Origin of the sequence: Serratia sp. CY33525, from assembly GCF_052169115.1 — a bacterium.
In the GTDB taxonomy this organism is placed as follows: domain Bacteria; phylum Pseudomonadota; class Gammaproteobacteria; order Enterobacterales; family Enterobacteriaceae; genus Serratia; species Serratia sarumanii.
On the sequence record NZ_JBJNLK010000005.1, the window covers coordinates 144,411 to 165,609 of the forward strand.

Genomic DNA, 21,199 nt, shown 5'->3' on the forward strand with positions numbered 1-21,199 from the left:
GCTTCAATGTTGCCAGCTCCAATCTAAATACCCAATGCATGTATTAGGTGCATGAATTCGCATGATGATCCTGTGTGAGTTTTATCCCCGCAGCGCCAGCACTGGCGCGGATCGCGCTGGATCATGCAGCTGCATTAAAAGCGACATATAAAGCGCGCAGGCGAGGTGGGGATAGCATTGCGCGCAAGCCGTGTTGAACCACTTTCAAAATGGCCGCCAGCGTCCTGTCATCGCGATTTATCACTATACCAAGACCAAAGGGGGCAGCTTTGGGCTTTGATGCGGTAGCGGCGCTCTCAAACGTTATGGGAGGGGGGCTTGTTGTGTTGAATTTTTGGGCAAACATGGTATATGGTACAGCCTCATGATTGATAAGAGGCTTTGTATGGATGCTAAAGCTGTAGCGCAGGGAATTCTTGAAGGCATTGAGTCCTTACCCAAAGGAATCGCGTATAGTGCTCGCCGCACATGGCAGGGCGCCGGGTTAGGTAGTAGTGAATTTAAACGCCGCAATGAACTGGAAACGGAAAGATTCATTAGGGTTATTCGCGCTGGTTATGGCATTGAGGCCCCTTTGCGTGAGCTAATAACCGTCATAATTCGTGACTGTTATCAACGGATGGGTGTTCAAACGCAAACAGCATTAGGACAGAAATTAAACCTTGCTGAAGGTTATGTTGCGGGGCGTATGGGGACGCAGTTCATTCTGGTACAACAGATCACGCATCATATTTTGAAAAAAGTTATCAGTAGTACGCTTTTCAGATGGGTTTTTAAAGGTATTACCGTTGCAGGGTTGAACATTATTCTCCTGCAAGGGATTATCGAACAAGCCGCATTGTCATCGCGCCGATTGCGCGAAAAGTACCCCTCGACGTACCACAAACTCACCCCGCGAAATTTGGACATGATCTACTTTCTGGCGGAGGAGTATCTTGAACCCTTTGTTGCCTATACCAGCAAATCGAAAATGTTCTGTGAAGGTGTGAATCATGAGCTATCTAAAGTCTTGGGGCAGTAAGCTCGGTAAAGGATTGTCGCACCTTGTGGAAGCGATTTTGGGCGGGATATTTTCTGTCGCTGCGTTTGGCTCACTGTTCTGGTTCGACGAATGGTGGCAACGAATTCTGAGCGCGGCAATATTCCTGTTGCTGGTGTTTGCCACTATTGCTTTGTGTAGCCTTGTGAGAGGCGAGCGATAGCGGATAGATCAATCAAAAGCCAGCGGTTGGATTTTAACTAATGATCAAGTGATGATGGCTTCCTATCGTTAAGTAAGAAAATCAATGAACTGGCTAAAATCCTTTCTTGTGAAGTTCGTTAAATTTGTTGGCCGGCAAACTGCTGACCTGGCTGAATCCATAATCATTGGCCTGTTCTCTATAGCGGCATTTGTTGCCTTGTTCTGGTTTGATGAGTGGTGGAAATCTATCTCTGCGGCTATCGCGATCTTCTTTGCCGGCTTCCTGGTGAGTCTGGCTATAGGCTGGTTAAGAGGGGAAAGATAGCTGACAGTGCCGGCATACTGCCGCCATTTTGCCGCTACTGTGGGCACGAAATAAAAAAGCCACTTCGAGAAAAGTGGCTTTTTTATATGATTTTAAAGCTAAAATTTGGTGGCCCCTGTTGGGTTTGAACCAACGACCAAGCGATTATGAGTCGCCTGCTCTAACCACTGAGCTAAGGGGCCAAGCCGCGAGATTATAGGGAATCCTTAAGCGGCGGTCTACTGTTACTCGCCCGTATGTTGCTTTTCTGCACAGTTCTAGCCTGTTGTAATTGCTGGCGGATTTTGCGATAACCGCAGTAAATCCCTGCAATGGACTCACGACACTCATGGAACTTCTGGCGCCCAATCTGCGGGTGGTGTTTTGCGGCATCAACCCCGGTCTTTCTTCCGCCCATCAGGGCTATCCTTTCGCCAACGGCAGCAATCGCTTCTGGAAGGTGGTCCATCAGGCCGGCTTTACCGAGAGCCAGCTGGCGCCGGAGCAGTGGCAGCAGCTGAAGGACAACGGCTGCGGCATTACCGCGCTGGTGGCGCGCCCGACGGTGGCGGCCAGCGAGCTGTCGCGCGACGAGCTGCGCAGCGGCGGCGAGGCGCTGCAAGAGAAGATCCTGCGCTACCAGCCGCGCGCGCTGGCGATTTTGGGCAAGCAGGCGTTCACCACCGCCTTCGGGGTGAAAAACGCGCCCTGGGGCAAGCAGACGCTGACGTTGGGGGAAACCGAGGTGTGGGTATTGCCCAACCCCAGCGGATTGAACCGCGCCACCCTGGAGCAGCTTACCGCCAGCTATCGCGAGCTGTTCCTGGCGCTGCAATGATGCGGCGAGGCGTATTCAGGGCATAAAAAAACCCCGGCAGGCCGGGGTTTTTGTTTTTGCTGCGGCAGCCGGACTTAGTCGTCCAGGAAGCTGCGCAGCACTTCGGAGCGGCTTGGGTGACGCAGCTTGCGCAGCGCCTTGGCTTCGATCTGACGAATACGCTCACGGGTAACGTCAAACTGCTTGCCTACCTCTTCCAGCGTGTGGTCGGTGTTCATGTCGATACCGAAACGCATGCGCAGCACTTTCGCTTCGCGCGCGGTCAGGCCGGCCAGCACGTCGTGGGTGGCGGAACGCAGGCTTTCCGAGGTTGCGGAATCCAGCGGCAGCTCGAGGGTGGTGTCCTCGATGAAGTCGCCCAGATGCGAATCTTCGTCGTCGCCGATCGGCGTCTCCATCGAGATTGGCTCTTTGGCGATCTTCAGCACCTTGCGGATCTTGTCTTCCGGCATCAGCATGCGCTCGGCCAGCTCTTCCGGCGTTGGCTCGCGGCCCATCTCTTGCAGCATCTGGCGCGAAATACGGTTGAGCTTGTTGATGGTCTCAATCATATGCACCGGAATACGGATGGTGCGCGCCTGGTCGGCGATGGAGCGGGTGATAGCCTGACGGATCCACCAGGTGGCGTACGTCGAGAACTTGTAGCCGCGGCGGTATTCGAACTTGTCTACCGCTTTCATCAGGCCGATGTTGCCTTCCTGGATCAGATCCAGGAACTGCAGGCCGCGGTTGGTGTATTTCTTGGCGATGGAAATAACCAGACGCAGGTTGGCCTCAACCATCTCTTTCTTCGCGCGGCGGGCTTTCGCTTCACCGATCGACATGCGACGGTTGATGTCTTTGACCTGCTCAATGGTCAGGCCGGTTTCTTCTTCGATCTGACGCAGTTTCTGCAGGCTGCGCTGCACGTCTTCGGCCACGTCTTTCAGTTTTTCCGACCATGGCTTGGCCATCGCCAGCGCGGCTTCGAACCAGGAATCGCTGGTTTCGTTGCCGGCGAACAGGGTGACGAAGTTTTTCTTCGGCATTTTGCACTGTTCAACGCACAGCTTCATGATGATGCGTTCCTGGGTGCGAACGCGATCCATCATGGTGCGCATGCTGTTGACCAGGAAGTCGAACTGTTTCGGCACCAGGCGGAACTGCTTGAACACTTCGGACAGCTTCAGGATCTCGTCCGCGGCGCTGGCGTGGCTGCGGCCGTTCTTCTTGATCACCAAGCGCGTCGCTTCATACTGATCGCGCAGTTCGGCGAACTTCTGACGCGCCAGCTCAGGATCGATGCTGTTGTCGTCTTCGGTGTCGTCCTCTTCGGCATCCTCATCTTCTTCGTCGTCGTCTTGCTCTTCGCTCGACAGTTCGGAACCGATGTGGGTGGCGGTTGGGGCGATGTCCTCTTCCGCGTTAGGATCGACGAAGCCGGTGATCAGGTCGGACAGGCGCGCTTCGCCCGCTTCGACGCGATCGTACTGTTCAAGCAGGTAGGTAATGGCTTCCGGGTATTCGGCAACCGAGCACTGCACCTGGTTGATGCCGTCTTCGATGCGCTTGGCGATGTCGATTTCGCCTTCGCGCGTCAGCAGTTCGACGGTACCCATTTCGCGCATGTACATGCGCACCGGGTCGGTGGTGCGGCCGATTTCGGATTCCACGCTGGACAGAACCTGTGCGGCGGCTTCTTCCGCATCTTCGTCCGTGCTGTTCGAGTTTTCGGCGAGCAGCAGGTCATCGGCGTCCGGTGCTTCTTCCATCACCTGGATGCCCATGTCGTTAATCATCTGGATGATGTCTTCGATCTGATCGGAGTCGACGATATCTTCCGGCAGATGGTCATTGACCTCAGCATAGGTCAGATAGCCTTGCTCCTTACCACGGGTGACAAGTAGCTTCAGCTGTGACTGCGGGTTTTGCTCCATAAGACGGTATCCACACTTCAGAGTATTTAGGTTGGTGTCGGTCGGCGAAACCGCCAACAATAGCATTTGGGGCGTTTTCGTTATCGCCGCGGCCCACTATGGCGGCACTGTGCAGGGCTCTGCCCTCGCAATTATCGGCACTTAAGCCGTTTGGTATTCAGTTTTTCTTCGCTAAAACCTGGTTGAGGGAACGGACTTCTTCACGTTCCTCCGGGCTCAGGCCGCGCGTTCTGGCCTGGGCGATCAGCGTTTCCAGCCGTTGCTCGAGCACCGAGTCGTACAGGCTGGCCAACGTATCCAAAAAGGTCTGCTCGACCATATCCTCAACGATCATATGGTTCCAGGTCGCCAAGGTTTCAAGCTGCTGGCTGAATTTGTTGTCGCGATACAGCTCCAGCAATTGCCCGGTCGTCAGGCCCGGCTGCGCCAAACAGGTCTGCACCAGTTCGACGAACAGCGGCAATCCCGCCTGTTTGGTCTGCTCCAGCCCTTCAAGCGAAGGGATAAGTGTAGCCAACTGCGGATTTTGCACCAGTAGCCCTATCAGTATACGCATGGTTGTGCGTTTTAGCTGGGGCGCCTGATAAGGATTCGCATTTTCCGCCTGCTTGGGCATCAGCTTGTCGAGCTGGCTATCGTCCAGCAGCCCCAGCTTGTTGCCGAGCTCCTGGCGCAGGTACAAGCGCAACGTTTCGCCCGGCACCTGAGTAATCAGCGGCAGCGCCAGCGTGCTCAGCTTGGCGCGCCCGTCCGGGCTGCTCAGATCCACCTGCGGCAGCAGGCTTTCGAACAGGAAAGTGGACAGCGGCTGCGCCTGCTCCATTCGCTGTTCGAAGGCTTCTTTACCTTCCTTGCGCACCAGGGTGTCCGGGTCTTCACCGTCAGGCAAAAACATGAACCGCAGCTGGCGCCCGTCGTTCAGGTACGGCAACGCGGTTTCCAACGCCCGCCATGCCGCTTCGCGGCCGGCGCGGTCGCCGTCGTAACAGCAGACGACGTTGTCGGTGGCGCGGAACAGCAGCTGAATGTGTTCAGCCGTCGTCGAGGTTCCGAGCGAGGCGACGGCATAATCGATGCCGAATTGCGCCAACGCCACCACGTCCATATACCCTTCCACCACCAGCAGCCGCTGCAGGGTAGGGTGGTTCTGCTGTGCTTCATACAGGCCGTAAAGCTGGCGGCCCTTATGGAAAACTTCGGTTTCCGGCGAGTTCAGGTACTTCGGCATGCCATCGCCCAATACGCGGCCGCCGAAGGCGATCACGCGCCCGCGTTTGTCGCGGATGGGGAACATCACCCGTTCGCGGAAACGGTCGTACGAACGCCCCTGATCGTTAGTCACCAGCATGCCGGCATCGTTCAATGCGCGGCGCGAGTCGGCGTCGCGGCCGAAACGCTTCAGGGCGTTGTCCCATCCCGCCGGCGCGAAGCCGATGGCGAAATGGCGAATAACGTCGTCACTTAATCCGCGCTGCTGCAAATAGCTGCGCGCCGGTGCCCCGGAGGACTGCTGCAGTGACTGTTGATAGAACGCGCTGAGCTGCTCCATCAGTTGGTACAGGCTCTGGCGCTGATGGCGTTCGATCTGGGTTGGCCCGGTGCCCGCTTCGTAAGGCACTTCCAGCCCGTGCATGGTCGCCAGCTCTTCGATGGTTTCGACAAACTCGAGTCGGTCGTAATTCATCAAAAAGTCGACGGCGTTGCCGTGCGCACCACACCCAAAACAGTGATAAAACTGCTTTTCGCCATTAACGGTAAATGAAGGCGTCTTTTCGTGGTGGAACGGACAGCACGCGTGGTAGTTCTTGCCTTGCTTCTTGAGCTTCACGCGGGCGTCGATCAGATCGACGATGTCGGTGCGAGCCAGCAAGTCATTGATAAATACGCGCGGAATTCGTCCAGCCATAAGCCCTTACTTCATTAGCCTATAAACGAGAACAAGCCGCGCATTCCTTTCGGAAAGCACGGCCTTCGTATGCAACTACTCGGTCTGCGCGATTTTGAAAATCAGAAATTCACGCGGTGGGGTTGCCCCCGAAGAATTAATACAGACGAGTGCGGCGTGCGTTTTCGCGAGCCAGTTTCTTCGCGTGACGTTTCACAGCAGAAGCTTTAGCGCGTTTACGTTCGGTAGTTGGTTTTTCATAAAACTCACGACGACGAACTTCAGCTAAAACACCCGCTTTTTCGCAAGAGCGTTTGAAACGACGCAGAGCAACGTCAAATGGCTCGTTTTCACGTACTTTAATTACCGGCATGTGCCTCTCACCTCAATAAAATTCGGTTTGCTGCTGGCCAAGCGCCAGCCTTTTCAAAATGGTGCGGAATTTTACTCCAATGGATGCTGCTTTGTAAAGCACCACAGCAAATTGAAACCCGCGTCGCTCTGCCGCAACGTGCGCAATTTTGCACCGGGCGCTGATTATAGACTAATCAGAAAAAAATGCTCGTGTTTAATCGCCTGGGCATTTTCTGGATGAATCATCGACATAGGTGCGAGCCGGTGACAAGATGCGCCGCGCTGGCGGTAAATGCGGCGGAATGTGGTAGACTGGCGGCCGCACGTGAATGATGGGAAATGTAATGCGAGTACTGGGTATAGAAACGTCCTGCGATGAAACCGGAATTGCAGTGTATGACGATCAAACCGGTTTGTTGGCCAACCAATTATACAGCCAGGTGAAGCTGCACGCCGACTACGGCGGCGTGGTGCCGGAACTGGCCTCCCGCGATCACGTGCGCAAAACCGTGCCGCTGATTCAGGCGGCGCTGAAAGAGGCCAACCTGACCCCGGCCGACATCGACGGCGTGGCCTACACCGCCGGGCCGGGTCTGGTGGGGGCGCTGCTGGTCGGCGCGACCGTCGGGCGCGCGCTGGCGTTCGCCTGGAACGTGCCGGCGGTGCCGGTGCACCATATGGAAGGCCACCTGCTGGCACCGATGCTGGAAGACAATCCGCCGGCATTCCCGTTCGTCGCGCTGCTGGTCTCCGGCGGCCACACCCAGCTGATCAGCGTCACCGGCATCGGTGAGTATGAGCTGCTGGGCGAGTCGATCGACGACGCGGCCGGCGAAGCGTTCGACAAGACCGCCAAGCTGCTCGGCCTGGATTATCCCGGCGGGCCGATGCTGTCGAAGATGGCGCAGCAGGGCACGGCGGGGCGCTTCACCTTCCCGCGGCCGATGACCGATCGTCCGGGGCTGGACTTCAGTTTCTCCGGGCTGAAAACCTTCGCCGCCAACACCATCCGCTCCAACGGCAACGACGATCAGACGCGTGCCGACATCGCCCGCGCCTTCGAGGATGCGGTGGTGGATACGCTGGCGATCAAATGCAAACGCGCGCTGGAGCAGACCGGCTTCAAGCGCCTGGTGATGGCCGGCGGCGTAAGCGCCAACCGCACGCTGCGCGCCAAACTGGCGGAGATGATGCATAAACGCGGTGGGGAAGTGTTCTATGCCCGCCCGGAATTTTGCACCGACAACGGCGCGATGATCGCCTATGCCGGCATGGTGCGCCTGAAGAGCGGCGCCAACCCGGAGCTGAGCGTTTCGGTGCGGCCGCGCTGGCCGCTGGCGGAATTGCCTGCGGTATAAAACAAAGGGCCGGATTATTCGGCCCTTCTGCTATTCGTCTTTCGGCTGGTCGCCGTTATCCGCGTCGTTTTTCTTCTTGCGCAGCTTGCCCCAAATCTTGCCTTCCTGGCCGCGCCACAGGCGCTGAATATTGTCGTGATGCCGCATCAGGATCAGGCAGGAGAGCATCGCTACCGGGAAGGTGAACTGCGGTTTGAACCACCAGACGTAGAACGGGGCGATCAGCGCGCTGACGATGGCGCCGAGCGAAGAGTAACCGCTGAGCAGCACCGTCAATAGCCAGGTACCGGTCATCAGGCCGGTCAGATCCCAGCCGATAGGCGCGATGGCGCCAAATGCCGTCGCCACGCCTTTACCGCCACGGAAGTGGAAGAACACCGGATAGATGTGCCCCAGACAGGCGGCGATCGCCGTCAGGCCGAGGTACAGCGGCGGCACATCGAGTTTGTAGGCCAGCCAGACCGGCAGCATCCCTTTCAGAATATCGAACACCAGCACCGCCGCTGCCGCCAGCCGGCCGCCGATGCGCAGGACGTTGGTCGCCCCGGGGTTTCCTGAGCCATGTTCACGCGGATCCGGCAGCCTGGCGATCCGGCAAACCAGGATCGCACTGGAAATCGAGCCGCACAGATACGCGAAGATAATCATGCCAAGCGCGGTAGCACTCATAACGCGGTTCCGTTTAATAATGGTCGTTTTACTCGCAACATCCATGGATAATACGCACATTCCGCTGGAAGTGGTATCCGGCAAGGCCAAAAACAGAGAATGACGTGATGGATATCGTATTTATTGAAGAGCTTACCGTAATTACCACCATTGGCGTTTATGAGTGGGAACAGGGCATTCGTCAGAAGCTGGTGTTCGATATCGAAATGGGCTGGGATAACCGGCCGGCCGCCGCCAGCGACGACGTAACTGACTGTCTGAGCTATGCCGACGTCAGCGACGCCGTGATCCGGCACGTTGAATCGAACCGGTTCGCGCTGGTGGAACGCGTGGCGGAGGAAATATCCGAAATTTTGCTTCAGCGCTTCAATTCCCCGTGGGTCCGTATTAAGGTCAGCAAACCGGGCGCTGTAGCACATGCCAATCGGGTCGGCGTGATCATTGAGCGCGGCACTCGTCCCGCATGATTTTATGTCATCTGCTTGCAACGAAAGACCGTTAAGCTGGTCTTAATCCTGAGAATTGTTTTAGCGGCATTGTCTTTAAGCACTGCCGCTTTTTTATGTTTATGTTAGTCGCAAATTTATGGGGTGAGCGAAGCACATGACGGACATGCATTCACTGTTTATTGCGTTTGTTCTTGGGGTTGTCGAGGGATTAACCGAATTTCTGCCGGTGTCTTCCACCGGGCATATGATCATCGTTGGCGAGTGGCTGGGCTTTACCGGCGACAAAGCCAAGACCTTTGAAGTCATCATCCAACTGGGGTCGATCCTGGCGGTGGTAGTGATGTTCTGGCGCCGGTTGTTCGGCCTGATCGGCATCCATTTCGGCGGCAAGCCGGTGGAGCACGAGGGCAAAACCCGCGGCCGGCTGAAGCTGGGGCACATCCTGTTGGGGATGATCCCGGCAGTGGTGCTGGGGTTGATATTCCACGATGTCATTAAATCGCTGTTCGCGCCGAAAAACGTGATGTACGCGTTGGTGGTCGGCGGCCTGCTGCTGTTGACGGCGGAATGGCTGAAGCCGAAGAAGCCGCGTGCGGAAGGGCTGGATGACATCACCTACCGGCAGGCGTTTTTGATCGGTTGCTTCCAGTGCCTGGCGCTGTGGCCGGGCTTCTCCCGTTCGGGAGCGACCATCGCCGGTGGCATGCTGGTGGGCGTAAACCGCTATGCGGCGTCCGAGTTCTCCTTCATTTTGGCGGTGCCGATGATGATAGGCGCCAGCGGCCTGGATCTGTACAAGAGCCTGCACTTCCTGACCTGGGGCGACCTGCCGATGTTCGCCGTCGGTTTCGTTACTGCCTTCGTGGTGGCGCTGATTGCGATCAAGACCTTCCTGTCGCTGATCAAACGCATCTCGTTCGTGCCGTTCGCCATCTACCGCTTTATCGTGGCGGCCGTGGTTTACATGGTGTTCCTGTAAGCCCGATGCCAGGAAAAAACCCCGCTCTGCGGGGTTTTTTTATGCCTGATCGTTGAGGATGGTTTGATTGAGCTTCCAGTCGGCCAGCGCCTGCTGGCGACGGCGTTTGAGCTCGTCGCGGATCGCGGTGCCCTGCAGCCCGCTGGCTACCACTTCTTTAATAGATACCGCGTTCGCCACCTGATACGCCTGGCGCAGATAGTCGCCCTGCGGATAAGGATTCTCCTCAAAGCCGGTACGGCCGCGCGCATCCGCTTCGCTGGTCAGGATCATCTGCTCCAGCCGTTGCGGTTTGCGCCAGACGTCGATGGCGTCGAACAGCTTCAACAGGGTCTCCGGACGCAGCTTGTTCACGGTGTGGATCAAATCATGGTACTCGGCCACCAGCTTGCTCAAATCCCGTACCGGGTTGGGCACCCGCAGCCGCTGGCACAGCGCTTCGACCAGCCGCACGCCCGCCGGGCCGTGGCCGTGGTGATGCGGCCAGAACTCTTTCGGCGTCAACCCTTTGCCGAGATCGTGGCACAGAGTGGCGAAGCGCACGTCCACCTCCGGCGTGAGGCGGGCGGCAATCGCCAACGCCATCAGCGTGTGTACGCCGGTGTCGATCTCCGGGTGCCACTTGGCGGGAGCCGGCACGCCGAACAGCGCGTCGATTTCCGGGAACAGCACCGCCAGCGCACCGCAATCGCGCAGCACCTGAAAATAGACCTGCGGGCTCTGGCTTTGCAGCGCCTTTTCGGTTTCCTTCCAGACGCGTTCGGCGGTCAGCGCGGCCAGTTCACCGCTGTGCGCCATCTGGCGCATCAGGGCGAGCGTTTCGTCGGCGATGCGAAAACCCAGATGGGCGAAGCGGGCATTGAATCGCGCCACGCGCAATACGCGCAGCGGATCTTCGCCGAACGCGTCGGAAACGTGGCGCAGCACGCGCGCCTGCAGATCGGCCACGCCGCCGTAAGGATCAATCAGCTCTCCTTCGGCGGAGCGGGCGATGGCGTTGATGGTCAGATCGCGCCGCAGCAGATCTTCTTCCAGCGTCACGTCCGGCGCGGCATAGCAGGTAAAACCGGTGTACCCCTGGCCGGATTTGCGCTCGGTGCGCGCCAGCGCGTACTCCTCGTGGGAGTCGGGGTTGAGGAACACCGGAAAATCTTTACCGACCTGCTGGTAGCCCAACGCCAGCAGCTCTGCCGGCGTAGCGCCCACCACCACCCAATCATGATCGACCACCGGAATATTGAGCAGGCTGTCGCGAACGGCGCCGCCGACCAGATAAATCTGCACTGTTGACTCCTGAATATCGTGTAAGGCTCTGTCTATCAGATTACATGAATTGGCCGCGGGATGTCGGCGCCAATGAAAAGGGCGCCCGCAGGCGCCCATACTCAAACTGAACGATACTGAGATCAGTTCATCCAGCGGTTGTTGTTCTTGCGGCGCGGGATCAGGTGCGGCAACAGCAGGCCCAGCAGCAAACCGACGCCGGCGACGCCGCCGCCGTACATGAACCACTGCAGGATAATGGTGCGCTGCTTGTCGTCGAGCTGCAGGTTAACGGCGTTGACCTTCTTCTGCGCGACCACCAGCTGGTTTTTCAGATCCTGGTTTTCCTTCTGCAGGCTGCTGATGGTGCTGTCGCTGCCCGCGACTTTTTCCTGCATTTCCGAGGTACGCTGGTTCCAGGTGTTGTCGATGTTGGCCAGCTTGTCGGTCAGGGTTTTCACCTGCTGTTCCAGCTCGGGCACGCGGGTGCGCAGGCTTGGCGTCTGGCTGAGCTGGTCGAGCGGGATCCAGGTGGTGCGGCCTTTCGGATCGCGGATCTGGCCGTAGTTGGTGCTGTCGTTGACGCTCAGCAGGGTCACTTCTTCACCGGCGTTGAGAGTGCCGACAATACGGTACTGATTACCTGGGCCGCTATGGACGTAAGTGCTTAACTCATCGGAGATATAGCGTTTATCTTCGGCATGTGCGGCCCAAGTGATGCTGAAGCTCAGCGCGGCAAGGCAAATCAGGCGTAATTTCTGCATTAGTTCATCGTTTCTGGGTGAATTTATGGAACGATAGTAGAGGGTTCAGTCTGACGACGCAACGCCAAAACCGGAATGAGAACTATCTTACTGTGGCTGATTCTGTGAGTTGCGCAGTGTTTTATAACGTAACAGGTTTTTTCTACAGTTAGCAGGGTTAAGGTGCCGGGAATCGCGGTAAGATAACGGCAACTGTGCGTCAGTGGGCAGCATACGGCGGGCCGAACGCGCCGCGCTGAAACCGACGTGAATGCATAACTTATTGGTGTTAAAGAATTATGACCGTTGAAATTGAACTGAAATTCATCGCCGCGCCGCAAGCGGTGGCCGCTCTGCCACACTGGCTCGCCGCCTGGCCGCATCAGCATTCCGCGCCGCAAAAACTGACCAACATTTACTTCGAAACGGCCGACAACTTCCTGCGTCGTCACGACATGGGGCTGCGCATTCGCGGTTTCGACGATCGCTATGAGATGACCATCAAAACCGCCGGTAAAGTGGTGGGCGGCCTGCACCAGCGCCCGGAATACAATGTCGCTATCGCCGAGCCGCAGCTGGCGTTGGCGCAGTTTCCTGCCGACATTTGGCCGCAGGATTGCGATATCGCAGCGCTGCAGCTGGCGTTGCAACCGCTGTTCCGTACCGATTTCGTGCGTGAGAAGTGGGTGGTTACTTACGGCCAAAGCGAGATAGAGATTGGCCTGGACCAGGGCGAGGTGCGCGCCGGTGATCTCAGCGAAGCCTTGAGCGAGATCGAGCTGGAGCTGCTGAAAGGCAATACCGCCGATCTGCTGGCGTTGGCCGGTGAGCTGGCGGCGCACGACGGGCTGCGTCAGGGCAGTCTGAGCAAGGCGGCGCGCGGTTACCACCTGGCGCAGGGCAATCCGCCGCGCGAGGTGCGCCCGCTGCAGGTGCTGAAGCCGGCGGCGAAGGCGACCGTCGAACAGGGGATGATCGCCGCCTTCGAACTGGCGCTGAGCCACTGGCAGTACCATGAAGAGCTGTGGCTGCGCGGCGACGCGCAGGCGCGCGCCTCGGTGGTTGAGGCGGTCGGCACGATCCGCCAGGCGCTGGTGATCTTCGGCGGCCTGGTGCCGCGCAAGGCCAGCGCCGATCTGCGCGCCCGCCTGACCGAGCTCGAGCCGCTGTTGGCGGACAAAGCCGCGCAACCAGAGAGCCTGTGCTACAGCGCGGCTTATCTGCAATGTAAGTTGGCGCTCACATCATGGCTGGTGAGCGGCGCCTGGCGGCCGTTTATTGACGCCAAAGGGCAGGCCAAGCTGGACGGTTCTTTCAAACGCTTCAGCGACATCATGCTGGGGCGCAGCGGCGCGGAGCTGAAAGAGGCCTTCAGCCGTACGCTGAACGAAGATGAATATCAGGAACAATTGCCGCGCCTGACGCGTCAGATTTCGGCGCTGGTCCTGCTGTCGGGCGCTTACCCCGACGAGCAGACCGGCCCTTATATCGAGGCCTGGCGCGAACTGCAGGCGGCGCTGAGCGAGCGCCGCCAGGGCTGGTATGAAGCCAGCCGCAAACAGGCCTTATCGCATGCGCCATTCTGGTTAAACGGCGCGCTTCGTTAATCAAGCCGGCCCGCCAGCCGTGGGCCGCAGAACGGGTCATACACTATGTCGCCACTTTCAGCCGCGTTACAGGCTCAGGCACAGCAGGTTGTGCAGCGTTTTCAGGAAGTTCACGGCGCGGACAGCGCCTTTAGCGAGCAGGAGCAGTGGGTGCTGGCGTCGAGCGACTTCGTCAGCGACGCACTGCTCGCCCAGCCGGCCTGGCTGGCGACGCTGCGCGAACAGCCGCCGGCGCCCGGCGAGTGGCAGCACTATGCCGCCTGGCTGCAGGACGAGCTGGAAGAGGTGCGCGATGAGGCGCAGCTGATGCGCACGCTGCGTCTGTTTCGCCGTGAAACGCTGGTGCGCATTGCCTGGGCGCAGGCGCAGGGGCTGTGTTCGACCGAAGAAACGCTGCTGCAGCTGAGCGGGCTGGCGGAGACGCTGATCGTCAGCGCGCGCGACTGGCTGTACCAAACCTGCTGCCGCGAGTGGGGCACGCCGTGCAACGCCGCCGGTGAACCGCAGCCGCTGCTGATCCTCGGCATGGGCAAGCTGGGCGGCGGCGAGCTGAATTTCTCGTCGGATATCGATCTGATCTTCGCCTACCCGGAAAACGGCCAGACCCAGGGCGGGCGGCGCGAGCTGGACAATGCCCAGTTCTTCACCCGCCTGGGCCAGCGGCTGATCAAGGCGCTGGATCAGCAGACCATCGACGGCTTCGTCTATCGCGTCGACATGCGGCTGCGGCCGTTCGGCGACAGCGGCCCATTGGTGATGAGCTTCGCGGCGCTGGAAGACTACTATCAGGAGCAGGGGCGCGACTGGGAGCGCTATGCGATGGTGAAGGCGCGCCTGATGGGCGGGGCGGAAGACGCCTACAGCCAGGAGCTGCGCAAAACGCTGCGGCCGTTCGTGTTCCGCCGCTATATCGATTTCAGCGTCATCCAGTCTTTGCGCAACATGAAGGGCATGATCGCCCGTGAAGTGCGGCGGCGCGGCCTGAAGGACAACATCAAGCTGGGCGCCGGCGGCATTCGCGAAATCGAATTCATCACCCAGGTATTTCAGCTGATCCGCGGCGGCCGTGAGCCGGCGCTGCAGGGGCGTTCGCTGCTGCCGACGCTGCAGGCGGTGGGTGAGCTGGGGCTGCTGGAGGCCGAGCAGGTGCGGGCGCTGAGCGCCGCCTACCTGTTCCTGCGGCGGCTGGAGAATCTGCTGCAGGCGATCGGCGATCAGCAAACCCAGACGCTGCCGCAGGATGCGCTCGACCAGGCGCGGCTGGCCTACGGCATGGGGCTGGCGGATTGGCCGGCGCTGATGGCGACGCTGGAGGTGCACATGCAGGCGGTGCGGGCGGTGTTCGACGATCTGATCGGCGACGATAGCCCGGATGTCGGCGAAGATCCCGACTACCAGCACTATCACAGCCTGTGGCAGGACGCGCTGGAGGAAAATGAGCTGGCGCCGCTGACGCCGCACCTGGACGAAGAGGGGCGCCGACAGATGCTGCGCACCATCGCCGATTTCCGCCATGACGTCGACAAGCGCACCATCGGCCCGCGCGGCCGCGACGTGCTCGATCAGCTGATGCCGCGCCTGCTGGCGGAGGTGTGCCCGCGCCAGGACGCGCCGACCGCGCTGGTGCGGCTGGCGCAGCTGCTGCTCAGCATCGTCACCCGCACCACTTACCTCGAGCTGCTGGTGGAGTACCACGCGGCGCTCAGCCATCTGATCCGTCTGTGCGCCGCTTCGCCGATGGTTGCCAACCAGCTGTCGCGCTACCCGCTGTTGCTGGACGAACTGCTGGATCCGGCCACGCTGTATCAGCCGGTGGCGCTGGACGCCTACCGCAGCGAGCTGCGCCAGTACCTGCTGCGGGTGCCGGAAGACGACGAAGAGCAAAAGCTGGAGGCGCTGCGCCAGTTCAAACAGGCGCAGCAGCTGCGCATCGCCGCAGCGGATATCGCCGGCGCGCTGCCGGTGATGAAAGTGAGCGACCACCTGACTTATCTGGCGGAGGCGATCATCGACGCGGTGGTGCAACAGGCCTGGAGCGACATGGTGGCGCGCTACGGCCAGCCGACCCATCTGCAGGAGCGCGAAGGGCGCGGCTTTGCGGTGATCGGCTACGGCAAGCTGGGCGGCTGGGAGCTGGGTTACAGTTCCGATCTCGATCTGGTGTTCCTGCTGGATTGCCCGCCGGAGGTGATGACCGACGGCGATCGCTGCATCGACGGCCGCCAGTTCTACCTGCGGCTGGCGCAGCGGGTGATGCATCTGTTCAGCACCCGCACTTCCTCCGGCATTCTGTATGAGGTGGACGCGCGTCTGCGGCCTTCCGGCGCCGCGGGGATGCTGGTCAGCACCGTCGAGGCGTTCGCCGATTACCAGCAAAACGAAGCCTGGACCTGGGAGCATCAGGCTCTGGTGCGCGCGCGCATCGTGCATGGCGACCCGGCGCTGCACCAGCAGTTCGACGCGATTCGGCGCGAAATCCTGTGCAAAACGCGTGATGCGGAGACCCTGAAGCGCGAAGTGCGCGAGATGCGCGAAAAGATGCGCAACCATCTCGGCAACAAGCAGCGCGATCTGTTTGATATCAAAACCGATGAGGGCGGCATTACCGACATCGAATTTATCGCCCAATATCTGGTCTTACGCTATGCGCCGGGTGAACCGCGGCTGACGCGTTGGTCGGACAACGTGCGCATCTTCGAGCTGATGGCCAATTACGACATCATGCCGGAAGAGGAAGCGCGCGCGCTGACCCAGGCCTATGTCACCATGCGCGACGAGATCCACCATCTGGCGCTGCAGGAGCATTCCGGTAAGGTCGGCAGCGAGCTGTTCACCGCCGAGCGCGAGCAGGTGCGCGCCAGCTGGGCCAAATGGCTGGATTAATACCTTTTTGCGGGTATTCCGGCGGTCTGTGGTAATATCTGCGCCACTAAAATTTTGTTCTTTTTTGGAGTTATCGGATGAAAGTTACGCTGCCTGATTTTCGCCGCGCCGGTGTGCTGGTGGTCGGTGACGTCATGTTGGATCGCTATTGGTATGGGCCGACCAGCCGCATCTCACCGGAAGCCCCGGTGCCGGTGGTCAAGGTCGACACCATCGAAGAGCGTCCCGGCGGCGCGGCTAACGTGGCGATGAACATCGCTTCGCTGGGCGCCAATTCCCGCCTGGTGGGCCTGACCGGCATCGACGATGCGGCGCGGGCGCTGAGCGCCAAGCTGAATGAAGTCAACGTGCGCTGCGACTTCGTCTCGGTGCCGACCCATCCGACCATCACCAAGCTGCGCGTGCTGTCGCGCAACCAGCAGCTGATCCGTCTCGACTTCGAAGAAGGTTTCTCCAACGTCGATCCGCAGCCGATGCTGGAGCGCATTCAGCAGGCGCTGCCGCAGATCGGCGCGCTGGTGCTGTCCGATTACGCCAAGGGCGCGCTCAGCCAGGTGCAGGGCATGATCCAACTGGCGCGCGCCGCCAAGGTGCCGGTGCTGATCGATCCGAAAGGCTCTGACTTCGAGCGCTATCGCGGCGCGACGCTGCTGACGCCGAACCTGTCCGAGTTCGAAGCGGTGGTGGGCCACTGCAAGGATGAGGCGGAACTGGTGGCGCGCGGCATGAAGCTGGTGGCGGATTTCGAGCTGTCGGCGCTGTTGGTCACCCGTTCCGAACACGGCATGACGCTGCTGCAGCCTGGCGTTGAGCCGCTGCACTTGCCGACCCAGGCGCAGGAAGTGTTCGATGTGACCGGTGCCGGCGACACCGTGATCGGCGTATTGGCCGCTTCGCTGGCCGCCGGCAATTCGCTGGAAGAGTCCTGTTTCCTGGCCAACGCCGCCGCCGGCGTGGTGGTGGGCAAGCTCGGTACCTCTACCGTGTCGCCAATCGAACTGGAAAACGCGGTGCGCGGCCGGGCCGAAACCGGCTTTGGCGTGATGACCGAAGCGCAGTTGAAAACCGCTGTTGCTCAGGCGCGTCAGCGCGGCGAGAAAGTGGTGATGACCAACGGCATTTTCGACATTCTGCACGCCGGCCACGTCTCCTATCTGGCCAACGCCCGCAAGCTGGGCGACCGCCTGATCGTGGCGGTGAACAGCGACGCCTCGACCAAACGCCTGAAAGGGGAAAAACGCCCGGTCAACGCGCTGGAGAATCGCATGATCGTGCTGGGCGCGCTGGAAGCGGTGGATTGGGTGGTGCCGTTCGAAGAGGACACGCCGCAGCGCTTGATCGCCGACATCTTGCCGGATCTGCTGGTGAAGGGCGGCGATTACAAACCGGAAGAGATTGCCGGCAGTGCGGAAGTGTGGGCCAACGGCGGCGATGTCAAAGTGTTGAACTTTGAAGACGGGCTGTCGACCACCAACATCATCAAAGCGATCAAAGACGGGCGCGGCTAACGCCGGGCGACCGAAAGAACAGGGGCGCGCGGTTCAGGTGCGCGCCCTTGGCGGGAATTTATTCGTCTTCCTGCTTGGCGGCCGGCGCCGCGCTCAGCTTGCTTTCCAGCTCGGCCAGGCGCTGTTCCAACAGTGCCAGCTTCTCGCGGGTGCGCAACAGCACCTGAGTCTGCACGTCGAACTCTTCGCGGTTAACCAAATCCAGGCGGGTCAGCTGCGACTGCAGCACCTGACGGATTTTTTTCTCAACGTCTTCCCCGAATTCACGAACGCCTTTAGGCATGGACTCATGAACCTGGCGTGCGATTTGTTCGATTTTTTTCGGGTCAATCATGGCGTATCCCTTTCAGAGTTTAATTGCTGCCGCTTAGTGTAATGCGAGTTGCCCGCCGGATAAACACCATTAAGCGCATTCGCCGCGCGTGGCCGAATTGTGCTTTTGCCAATTGCCCTGTCTACCCATTAGCGTTATAGTCATCCTGCTTATTCTCAGGGCGGGGTGAAAGTCCCCACCGGCGGTAAATCACCTTCTACGGTGAAAGCCCGCGAGCGCTCAGCCAGCCTGTAAAGGCCGGTTAGAGGTCAGCAGATCCGGTGCAATTCCGGGGCCGACGGTTATAGTCCGGATGGGAGAGAGTAACGGTATCTGCCGGGCTTGCGCCCGCTTGCGTTATTTTTTTAGCTATTGCTAGCTACTCCTCAAGATCGCCCTGGTTCTGGTAATCCATAATTTTTAATGAGGTTTTTTACCATGAATCAGACGCTACTTTCAGACTTCGGCACGCCGACAGAACGCGTTGAACGCGCGATTGACGCACTGCGCAACGGGCGCGGCGTAATGGTGCTCGATGATGAAAACCGTGAAAACGAAGGTGACATGATCTTCGCCGCGGAAACCATGACCGTTGAGCAGATGGCGCTGACCATTCGCCACGGCAGCGGTATCGTGTGCCTGTGCATCACCGAAGAACGCCGTCAGCAGCTTGAGCTGCCGATGATGGTGACCAACAACTCCAGCCAGTTCCAGACCGCCTTCACCGTGACCATCGAAGCGGCGCAGGGCGTGACCACCGGGGTTTCCGCTTCCGATCGCCTGACCACCATCCGTGCGGCGGTGGCAGACAGCGCCAAGCCGAGCGATCTGAACCGTCCGGGCCACGTGTTCCCGCTGCGCGCGCAGCCGGGCGGCGTGCTGAGCCGTCGCGGCCACACCGAGGCGACCATCTATCTGGTTTCCATGGCCGGTTTCAAACCTGCCGGCGTGCTGTGTGAACTGACCAACGACGATGGCAGCATGGCGCACGCGCCGGAAGTGATCGCCTTCGCCAAACAGCACGACATGGTGGTGCTGACCATCGAGGATCTGGTGGCCTACCGCCAGGCGCACGAGAAAAAGGCCAGCTGATAGCCGGTCGCTTTCAACGATAAAAAAAGCCGCGTAACGCGGCTTTTTTGTGGCTATCGTTCTGACAGGCGTTCGCCGATGCGGCTGGCGTAATTCATCACGTGGAAGGTGTAGTTCTCTTCCACCGTACCCTGGAACAGATGAGCCCAGGGGCCGATGGCGTAGATGCCGAGATCTTCCCCGCCGTGGGTCTCGCTTTTCAGCGGCACCAGCGCCGGCTGAATAAAGTCGGGCGCGGTGGCCTGTTCCATGGTCAATGTCGGGCGTTCGGTCAGCGGGATCGTGCCGCCGGGGCCATTGGCGAAACCGACGGTGGTATAAGGCTTGCCGTCGCTGCCCAGCCGCGGTTTGCCGTCGACGCCGACGGAAATGCCGAGGATAGGATTACCCCGCTTGGCATAGCCGGCGATGGTCAACGTGTGGCTGTGATCGCCGGTCACGATCACCAGGGTTTCGTCCAGGTTGACCTTGTCGACAATGGTTTTCACCGCCTCGTTCAGGGCGACCGCGTCGCTCAGCGTACGGTAGGCGTTACCGTTGTGGCTACCGTGATCGATGCGTCCACCCTCCACCAACAGCAGGTAGCCTTCGGGATTCCTGGCCAGAATATCGATGGCCTTGCCGGTCATTTCCGCCAGCGAGGGTTCTCCCGCCGCGTCTTGCCGCCGATCGTGCTCGAAGTTCATGTGCGACGGCTCGAACAGGGCCAGCAGATGATCGACCTTACCCGGTTCGATTTTGTCGAACTGCGCCTGATTCCAGACGTATTGCCCACGCTCGCCATAGCGTTGCAGCCAGGCCTGCGTCAGATCGCGGCCATCCTTTCTGGCGCCTTTCTTGCCGGGGTATTCCGGATCGCTCACGCTATCGGGCAGGAAGTTGGTGCGCCCGCCGCCCATCGCCACGTTAAGGCCGTCGCCGTACTTCATTTCCACCAGCTGGCGCGCGATATCGCGGCAGCCTGCGGCCAGAGCCGCTGCCGGCATTTTGGCGTCGGATTCCCAATCGCGGTTGGCGATATGGGCATAGGTGGCGCCCGGCGTGGCGTGGGTGATGGTGGCGGTCGTCACGGCGCCGGTGGCCATGCCGAGCGTTGCGGCCATCTCCCACAGCGTGGTGACGGTCTTGGTTTGCTGATCCTCGCAATTGTTGAGGGTGGCCGTATGGTTGAGGCCCATCAGATCGTTGATGGTTTTGACGCCGGTGGTCATCGCCACCGCGCTGGGCGCGGAGTCGGTGATTTGGGCGTCGGCGGAGTAGGTTTTGGCCGCAGCCAGATAGGGGAAGGCCTCCCAGGCCAGCACGTTGGATTCGCCGTCCACGCCGCGCTGCTGCCCTTCAAAAATGCGGGCGGCGGTCACGGTGGAAAACCCCATGCCGTCGCCGACCACCAGAATGACGTTTTTGGCGCGGTTGGTGTTTGGCGTCTGTTTCAACCGCTGTTGCAGCTGAGCTTGCGCCTGAAGGAAGTAAGGATCTTCGCGCTGCGTCAGCTGCGCGTTGTCCGCCGCGCCGGCGGTGGCCGTCCAGCCGGTGAGCAAGGATATGGAAAGCGCCAGGCGGGTTGCCAGTGTGAGTCTGAACATGAATTCCTCCTTGGTGAGACGTAATTCCCATCGCGCGGCGGGGTTGCCTGCTACCCGTCGGCAGAGGAGGAGTGTATAGATTGCGTTAACAAAAAATACATAAATTATTCACAAATTAGATCTGTGTGGCAGTAATGTCATGGCATTCACTGATCTTATTAATCTATTGAAATATATTAAATTTTTATCTTTCTGTCTGCCGGCGCATTCCTCCGCTTTTAATTCAAATTTATTGAAGATCTTCATCACGGTTATCCGGCTGTGTTGGC

At 59.5% G+C, this 21,199-nt stretch carries 19 protein-coding genes, 1 tRNA gene and 1 riboswitch; of the genes, 11 read left to right on the forward strand and 9 right to left on the reverse strand.

What is annotated here, in order from left to right:
* The first annotated feature begins 385 nt into the window (after nt 1-385).
* From ACJ8IM_RS14570 to ACJ8IM_RS14580, 3 genes are all read left to right on the forward strand, one after another.
* A complete protein-coding gene (locus ACJ8IM_RS14570; protein WP_033654844.1) occupies nt 386-1,021 on the forward strand; it encodes a hypothetical protein in 636 nt (211 codons plus the stop codon).
* Nucleotides 993-1,202, forward strand: a complete 210-nt coding sequence (locus tag ACJ8IM_RS14575) for a hypothetical protein (RefSeq protein WP_110158478.1) — start codon at nt 993-995, stop codon at nt 1,200-1,202. Before ACJ8IM_RS14570 ends, ACJ8IM_RS14575 begins: the two co-directional genes overlap by 29 nt.
* Before the next feature lie 84 nt (nt 1,203-1,286).
* Nucleotides 1,287-1,508: a hypothetical protein gene (locus ACJ8IM_RS14580; RefSeq protein ID WP_033654811.1), complete on the forward strand. Its 222-nt coding sequence runs from the start codon at nt 1,287-1,289 to the stop codon at nt 1,506-1,508.
* Nucleotides 1,509-1,614: 106 nt separating this feature from the next.
* Here the strand turns inward: ACJ8IM_RS14580 and ACJ8IM_RS14585 are convergent.
* A tRNA-Ile gene (locus ACJ8IM_RS14585) sits at nt 1,615-1,690 on the reverse strand.
* A 146-nt stretch (nt 1,691-1,836) separates the two neighbouring features.
* On the opposite strand from ACJ8IM_RS14585, the gene mug reads away from it, so the two are divergent.
* On the forward strand, nt 1,837-2,325 hold the full coding sequence (gene mug, locus ACJ8IM_RS14590) for a G/U mismatch-specific DNA glycosylase (RefSeq protein ID WP_033654812.1): 489 nt from the start codon (nt 1,837-1,839) through the stop codon (nt 2,323-2,325).
* A gap of 74 nt (nt 2,326-2,399) precedes the next feature.
* On the opposite strand, the gene rpoD is transcribed toward mug, so the two are convergent.
* The 3 genes from rpoD to rpsU form a co-directional block, all read right to left on the reverse strand.
* On the reverse strand, nt 2,400-4,241 hold the full coding sequence (rpoD, locus tag ACJ8IM_RS14595; RefSeq protein ID WP_033636080.1) for an RNA polymerase sigma factor RpoD: 1,842 nt from the start codon (nt 4,239-4,241) through the stop codon (nt 2,400-2,402).
* Between the two features lie 157 nt (nt 4,242-4,398).
* Nucleotides 4,399-6,147: a DNA primase gene (gene dnaG / locus ACJ8IM_RS14600; RefSeq protein ID WP_025304325.1), complete on the reverse strand. Its 1,749-nt coding sequence runs from the start codon at nt 6,145-6,147 to the stop codon at nt 4,399-4,401.
* Between the two features lie 136 nt (nt 6,148-6,283).
* Nucleotides 6,284-6,499 carry a 30S ribosomal protein S21 gene (rpsU, locus tag ACJ8IM_RS14605; protein ID WP_001144069.1) on the reverse strand — a complete coding sequence of 72 codons (216 nt, stop codon included), beginning with the start codon at nt 6,497-6,499 and terminating at the stop codon, nt 6,284-6,286.
* 325 nt (nt 6,500-6,824) lie between these two features.
* Here rpsU and tsaD point away from each other — a divergent pair, with 325 nt between their 5' ends.
* Complete coding sequence (tsaD, locus tag ACJ8IM_RS14610; protein WP_033654813.1) at nt 6,825-7,838, forward strand: tRNA (adenosine(37)-N6)-threonylcarbamoyltransferase complex transferase subunit TsaD; 1,014 nt, start codon at nt 6,825-6,827, stop codon at nt 7,836-7,838.
* Nucleotides 7,839-7,868: 30 nt separating this feature from the next.
* Here tsaD and plsY read toward each other — a convergent pair whose 3' ends face one another.
* Nucleotides 7,869-8,507, reverse strand: a complete 639-nt coding sequence (gene plsY / locus ACJ8IM_RS14615) for a glycerol-3-phosphate 1-O-acyltransferase PlsY (protein ID WP_033636078.1) — start codon at nt 8,505-8,507, stop codon at nt 7,869-7,871.
* Between the two features lie 107 nt (nt 8,508-8,614).
* Between plsY and folB the strand changes: the two genes are divergently transcribed.
* Both folB and bacA read left to right on the forward strand, forming a co-directional pair.
* Nucleotides 8,615-8,974, forward strand: a complete 360-nt coding sequence (folB, locus tag ACJ8IM_RS14620) for a bifunctional dihydroneopterin aldolase/7,8-dihydroneopterin epimerase (protein WP_033636077.1) — start codon at nt 8,615-8,617, stop codon at nt 8,972-8,974.
* Between the two features lie 136 nt (nt 8,975-9,110).
* Nucleotides 9,111-9,935: an undecaprenyl-diphosphate phosphatase gene (bacA, locus tag ACJ8IM_RS14625; RefSeq protein WP_033654814.1), complete on the forward strand. Its 825-nt coding sequence runs from the start codon at nt 9,111-9,113 to the stop codon at nt 9,933-9,935.
* Nucleotides 9,936-9,974: 39 nt separating this feature from the next.
* Here bacA and ACJ8IM_RS14630 read toward each other — a convergent pair whose 3' ends face one another.
* Together ACJ8IM_RS14630 and ACJ8IM_RS14635 are read right to left on the reverse strand one after the other, a co-directional pair.
* On the reverse strand, nt 9,975-11,219 hold the full coding sequence (locus ACJ8IM_RS14630; RefSeq protein WP_033649056.1) for a multifunctional CCA addition/repair protein: 1,245 nt from the start codon (nt 11,217-11,219) through the stop codon (nt 9,975-9,977).
* A 122-nt stretch (nt 11,220-11,341) separates the two neighbouring features.
* Entirely contained in the window at nt 11,342-11,962 is a 621-nt protein-coding gene (locus ACJ8IM_RS14635) for a TIGR04211 family SH3 domain-containing protein (RefSeq protein ID WP_019453078.1), read from the reverse strand.
* A 278-nt stretch (nt 11,963-12,240) separates the two neighbouring features.
* Here ACJ8IM_RS14635 and ACJ8IM_RS14640 point away from each other — a divergent pair, with 278 nt between their 5' ends.
* From ACJ8IM_RS14640 to hldE, 3 genes are all read left to right on the forward strand, one after another.
* On the forward strand, nt 12,241-13,548 hold the full coding sequence (locus ACJ8IM_RS14640) for a CYTH domain-containing protein (protein ID WP_033654815.1): 1,308 nt from the start codon (nt 12,241-12,243) through the stop codon (nt 13,546-13,548).
* Between the two features lie 45 nt (nt 13,549-13,593).
* Nucleotides 13,594-16,431, forward strand: coding sequence for a bifunctional [glutamate--ammonia ligase]-adenylyl-L-tyrosine phosphorylase/[glutamate--ammonia-ligase] adenylyltransferase (gene glnE, locus ACJ8IM_RS14645; protein ID WP_033654816.1), 2,838 nt, complete (start codon nt 13,594-13,596; stop codon nt 16,429-16,431).
* A 77-nt stretch (nt 16,432-16,508) separates the two neighbouring features.
* Nucleotides 16,509-17,939: a bifunctional D-glycero-beta-D-manno-heptose-7-phosphate kinase/D-glycero-beta-D-manno-heptose 1-phosphate adenylyltransferase HldE gene (hldE, locus tag ACJ8IM_RS14650; protein WP_033636072.1), complete on the forward strand. Its 1,431-nt coding sequence runs from the start codon at nt 16,509-16,511 to the stop codon at nt 17,937-17,939.
* Nucleotides 17,940-17,997: 58 nt separating this feature from the next.
* On the opposite strand, the gene ubiK is transcribed toward hldE, so the two are convergent.
* Complete coding sequence (gene ubiK / locus ACJ8IM_RS14655; protein ID WP_033654817.1) at nt 17,998-18,273, reverse strand: ubiquinone biosynthesis accessory factor UbiK; 276 nt, start codon at nt 18,271-18,273, stop codon at nt 17,998-18,000.
* Between the two features lie 147 nt (nt 18,274-18,420).
* Nucleotides 18,421-18,581: riboswitch (FMN riboswitch) on the forward strand.
* A gap of 109 nt (nt 18,582-18,690) precedes the next feature.
* Between ubiK and ribB the strand changes: the two genes are divergently transcribed.
* Complete coding sequence (gene ribB, locus ACJ8IM_RS14660) at nt 18,691-19,344, forward strand: 3,4-dihydroxy-2-butanone-4-phosphate synthase (protein ID WP_442516238.1); 654 nt, start codon at nt 18,691-18,693, stop codon at nt 19,342-19,344.
* A gap of 53 nt (nt 19,345-19,397) precedes the next feature.
* Here ribB and ACJ8IM_RS14665 read toward each other — a convergent pair whose 3' ends face one another.
* Entirely contained in the window at nt 19,398-20,930 is a 1,533-nt protein-coding gene (locus tag ACJ8IM_RS14665; RefSeq protein ID WP_101455674.1) for an alkaline phosphatase, read from the reverse strand.
* Nucleotides 20,931-21,199 lie beyond the last annotated feature (269 nt).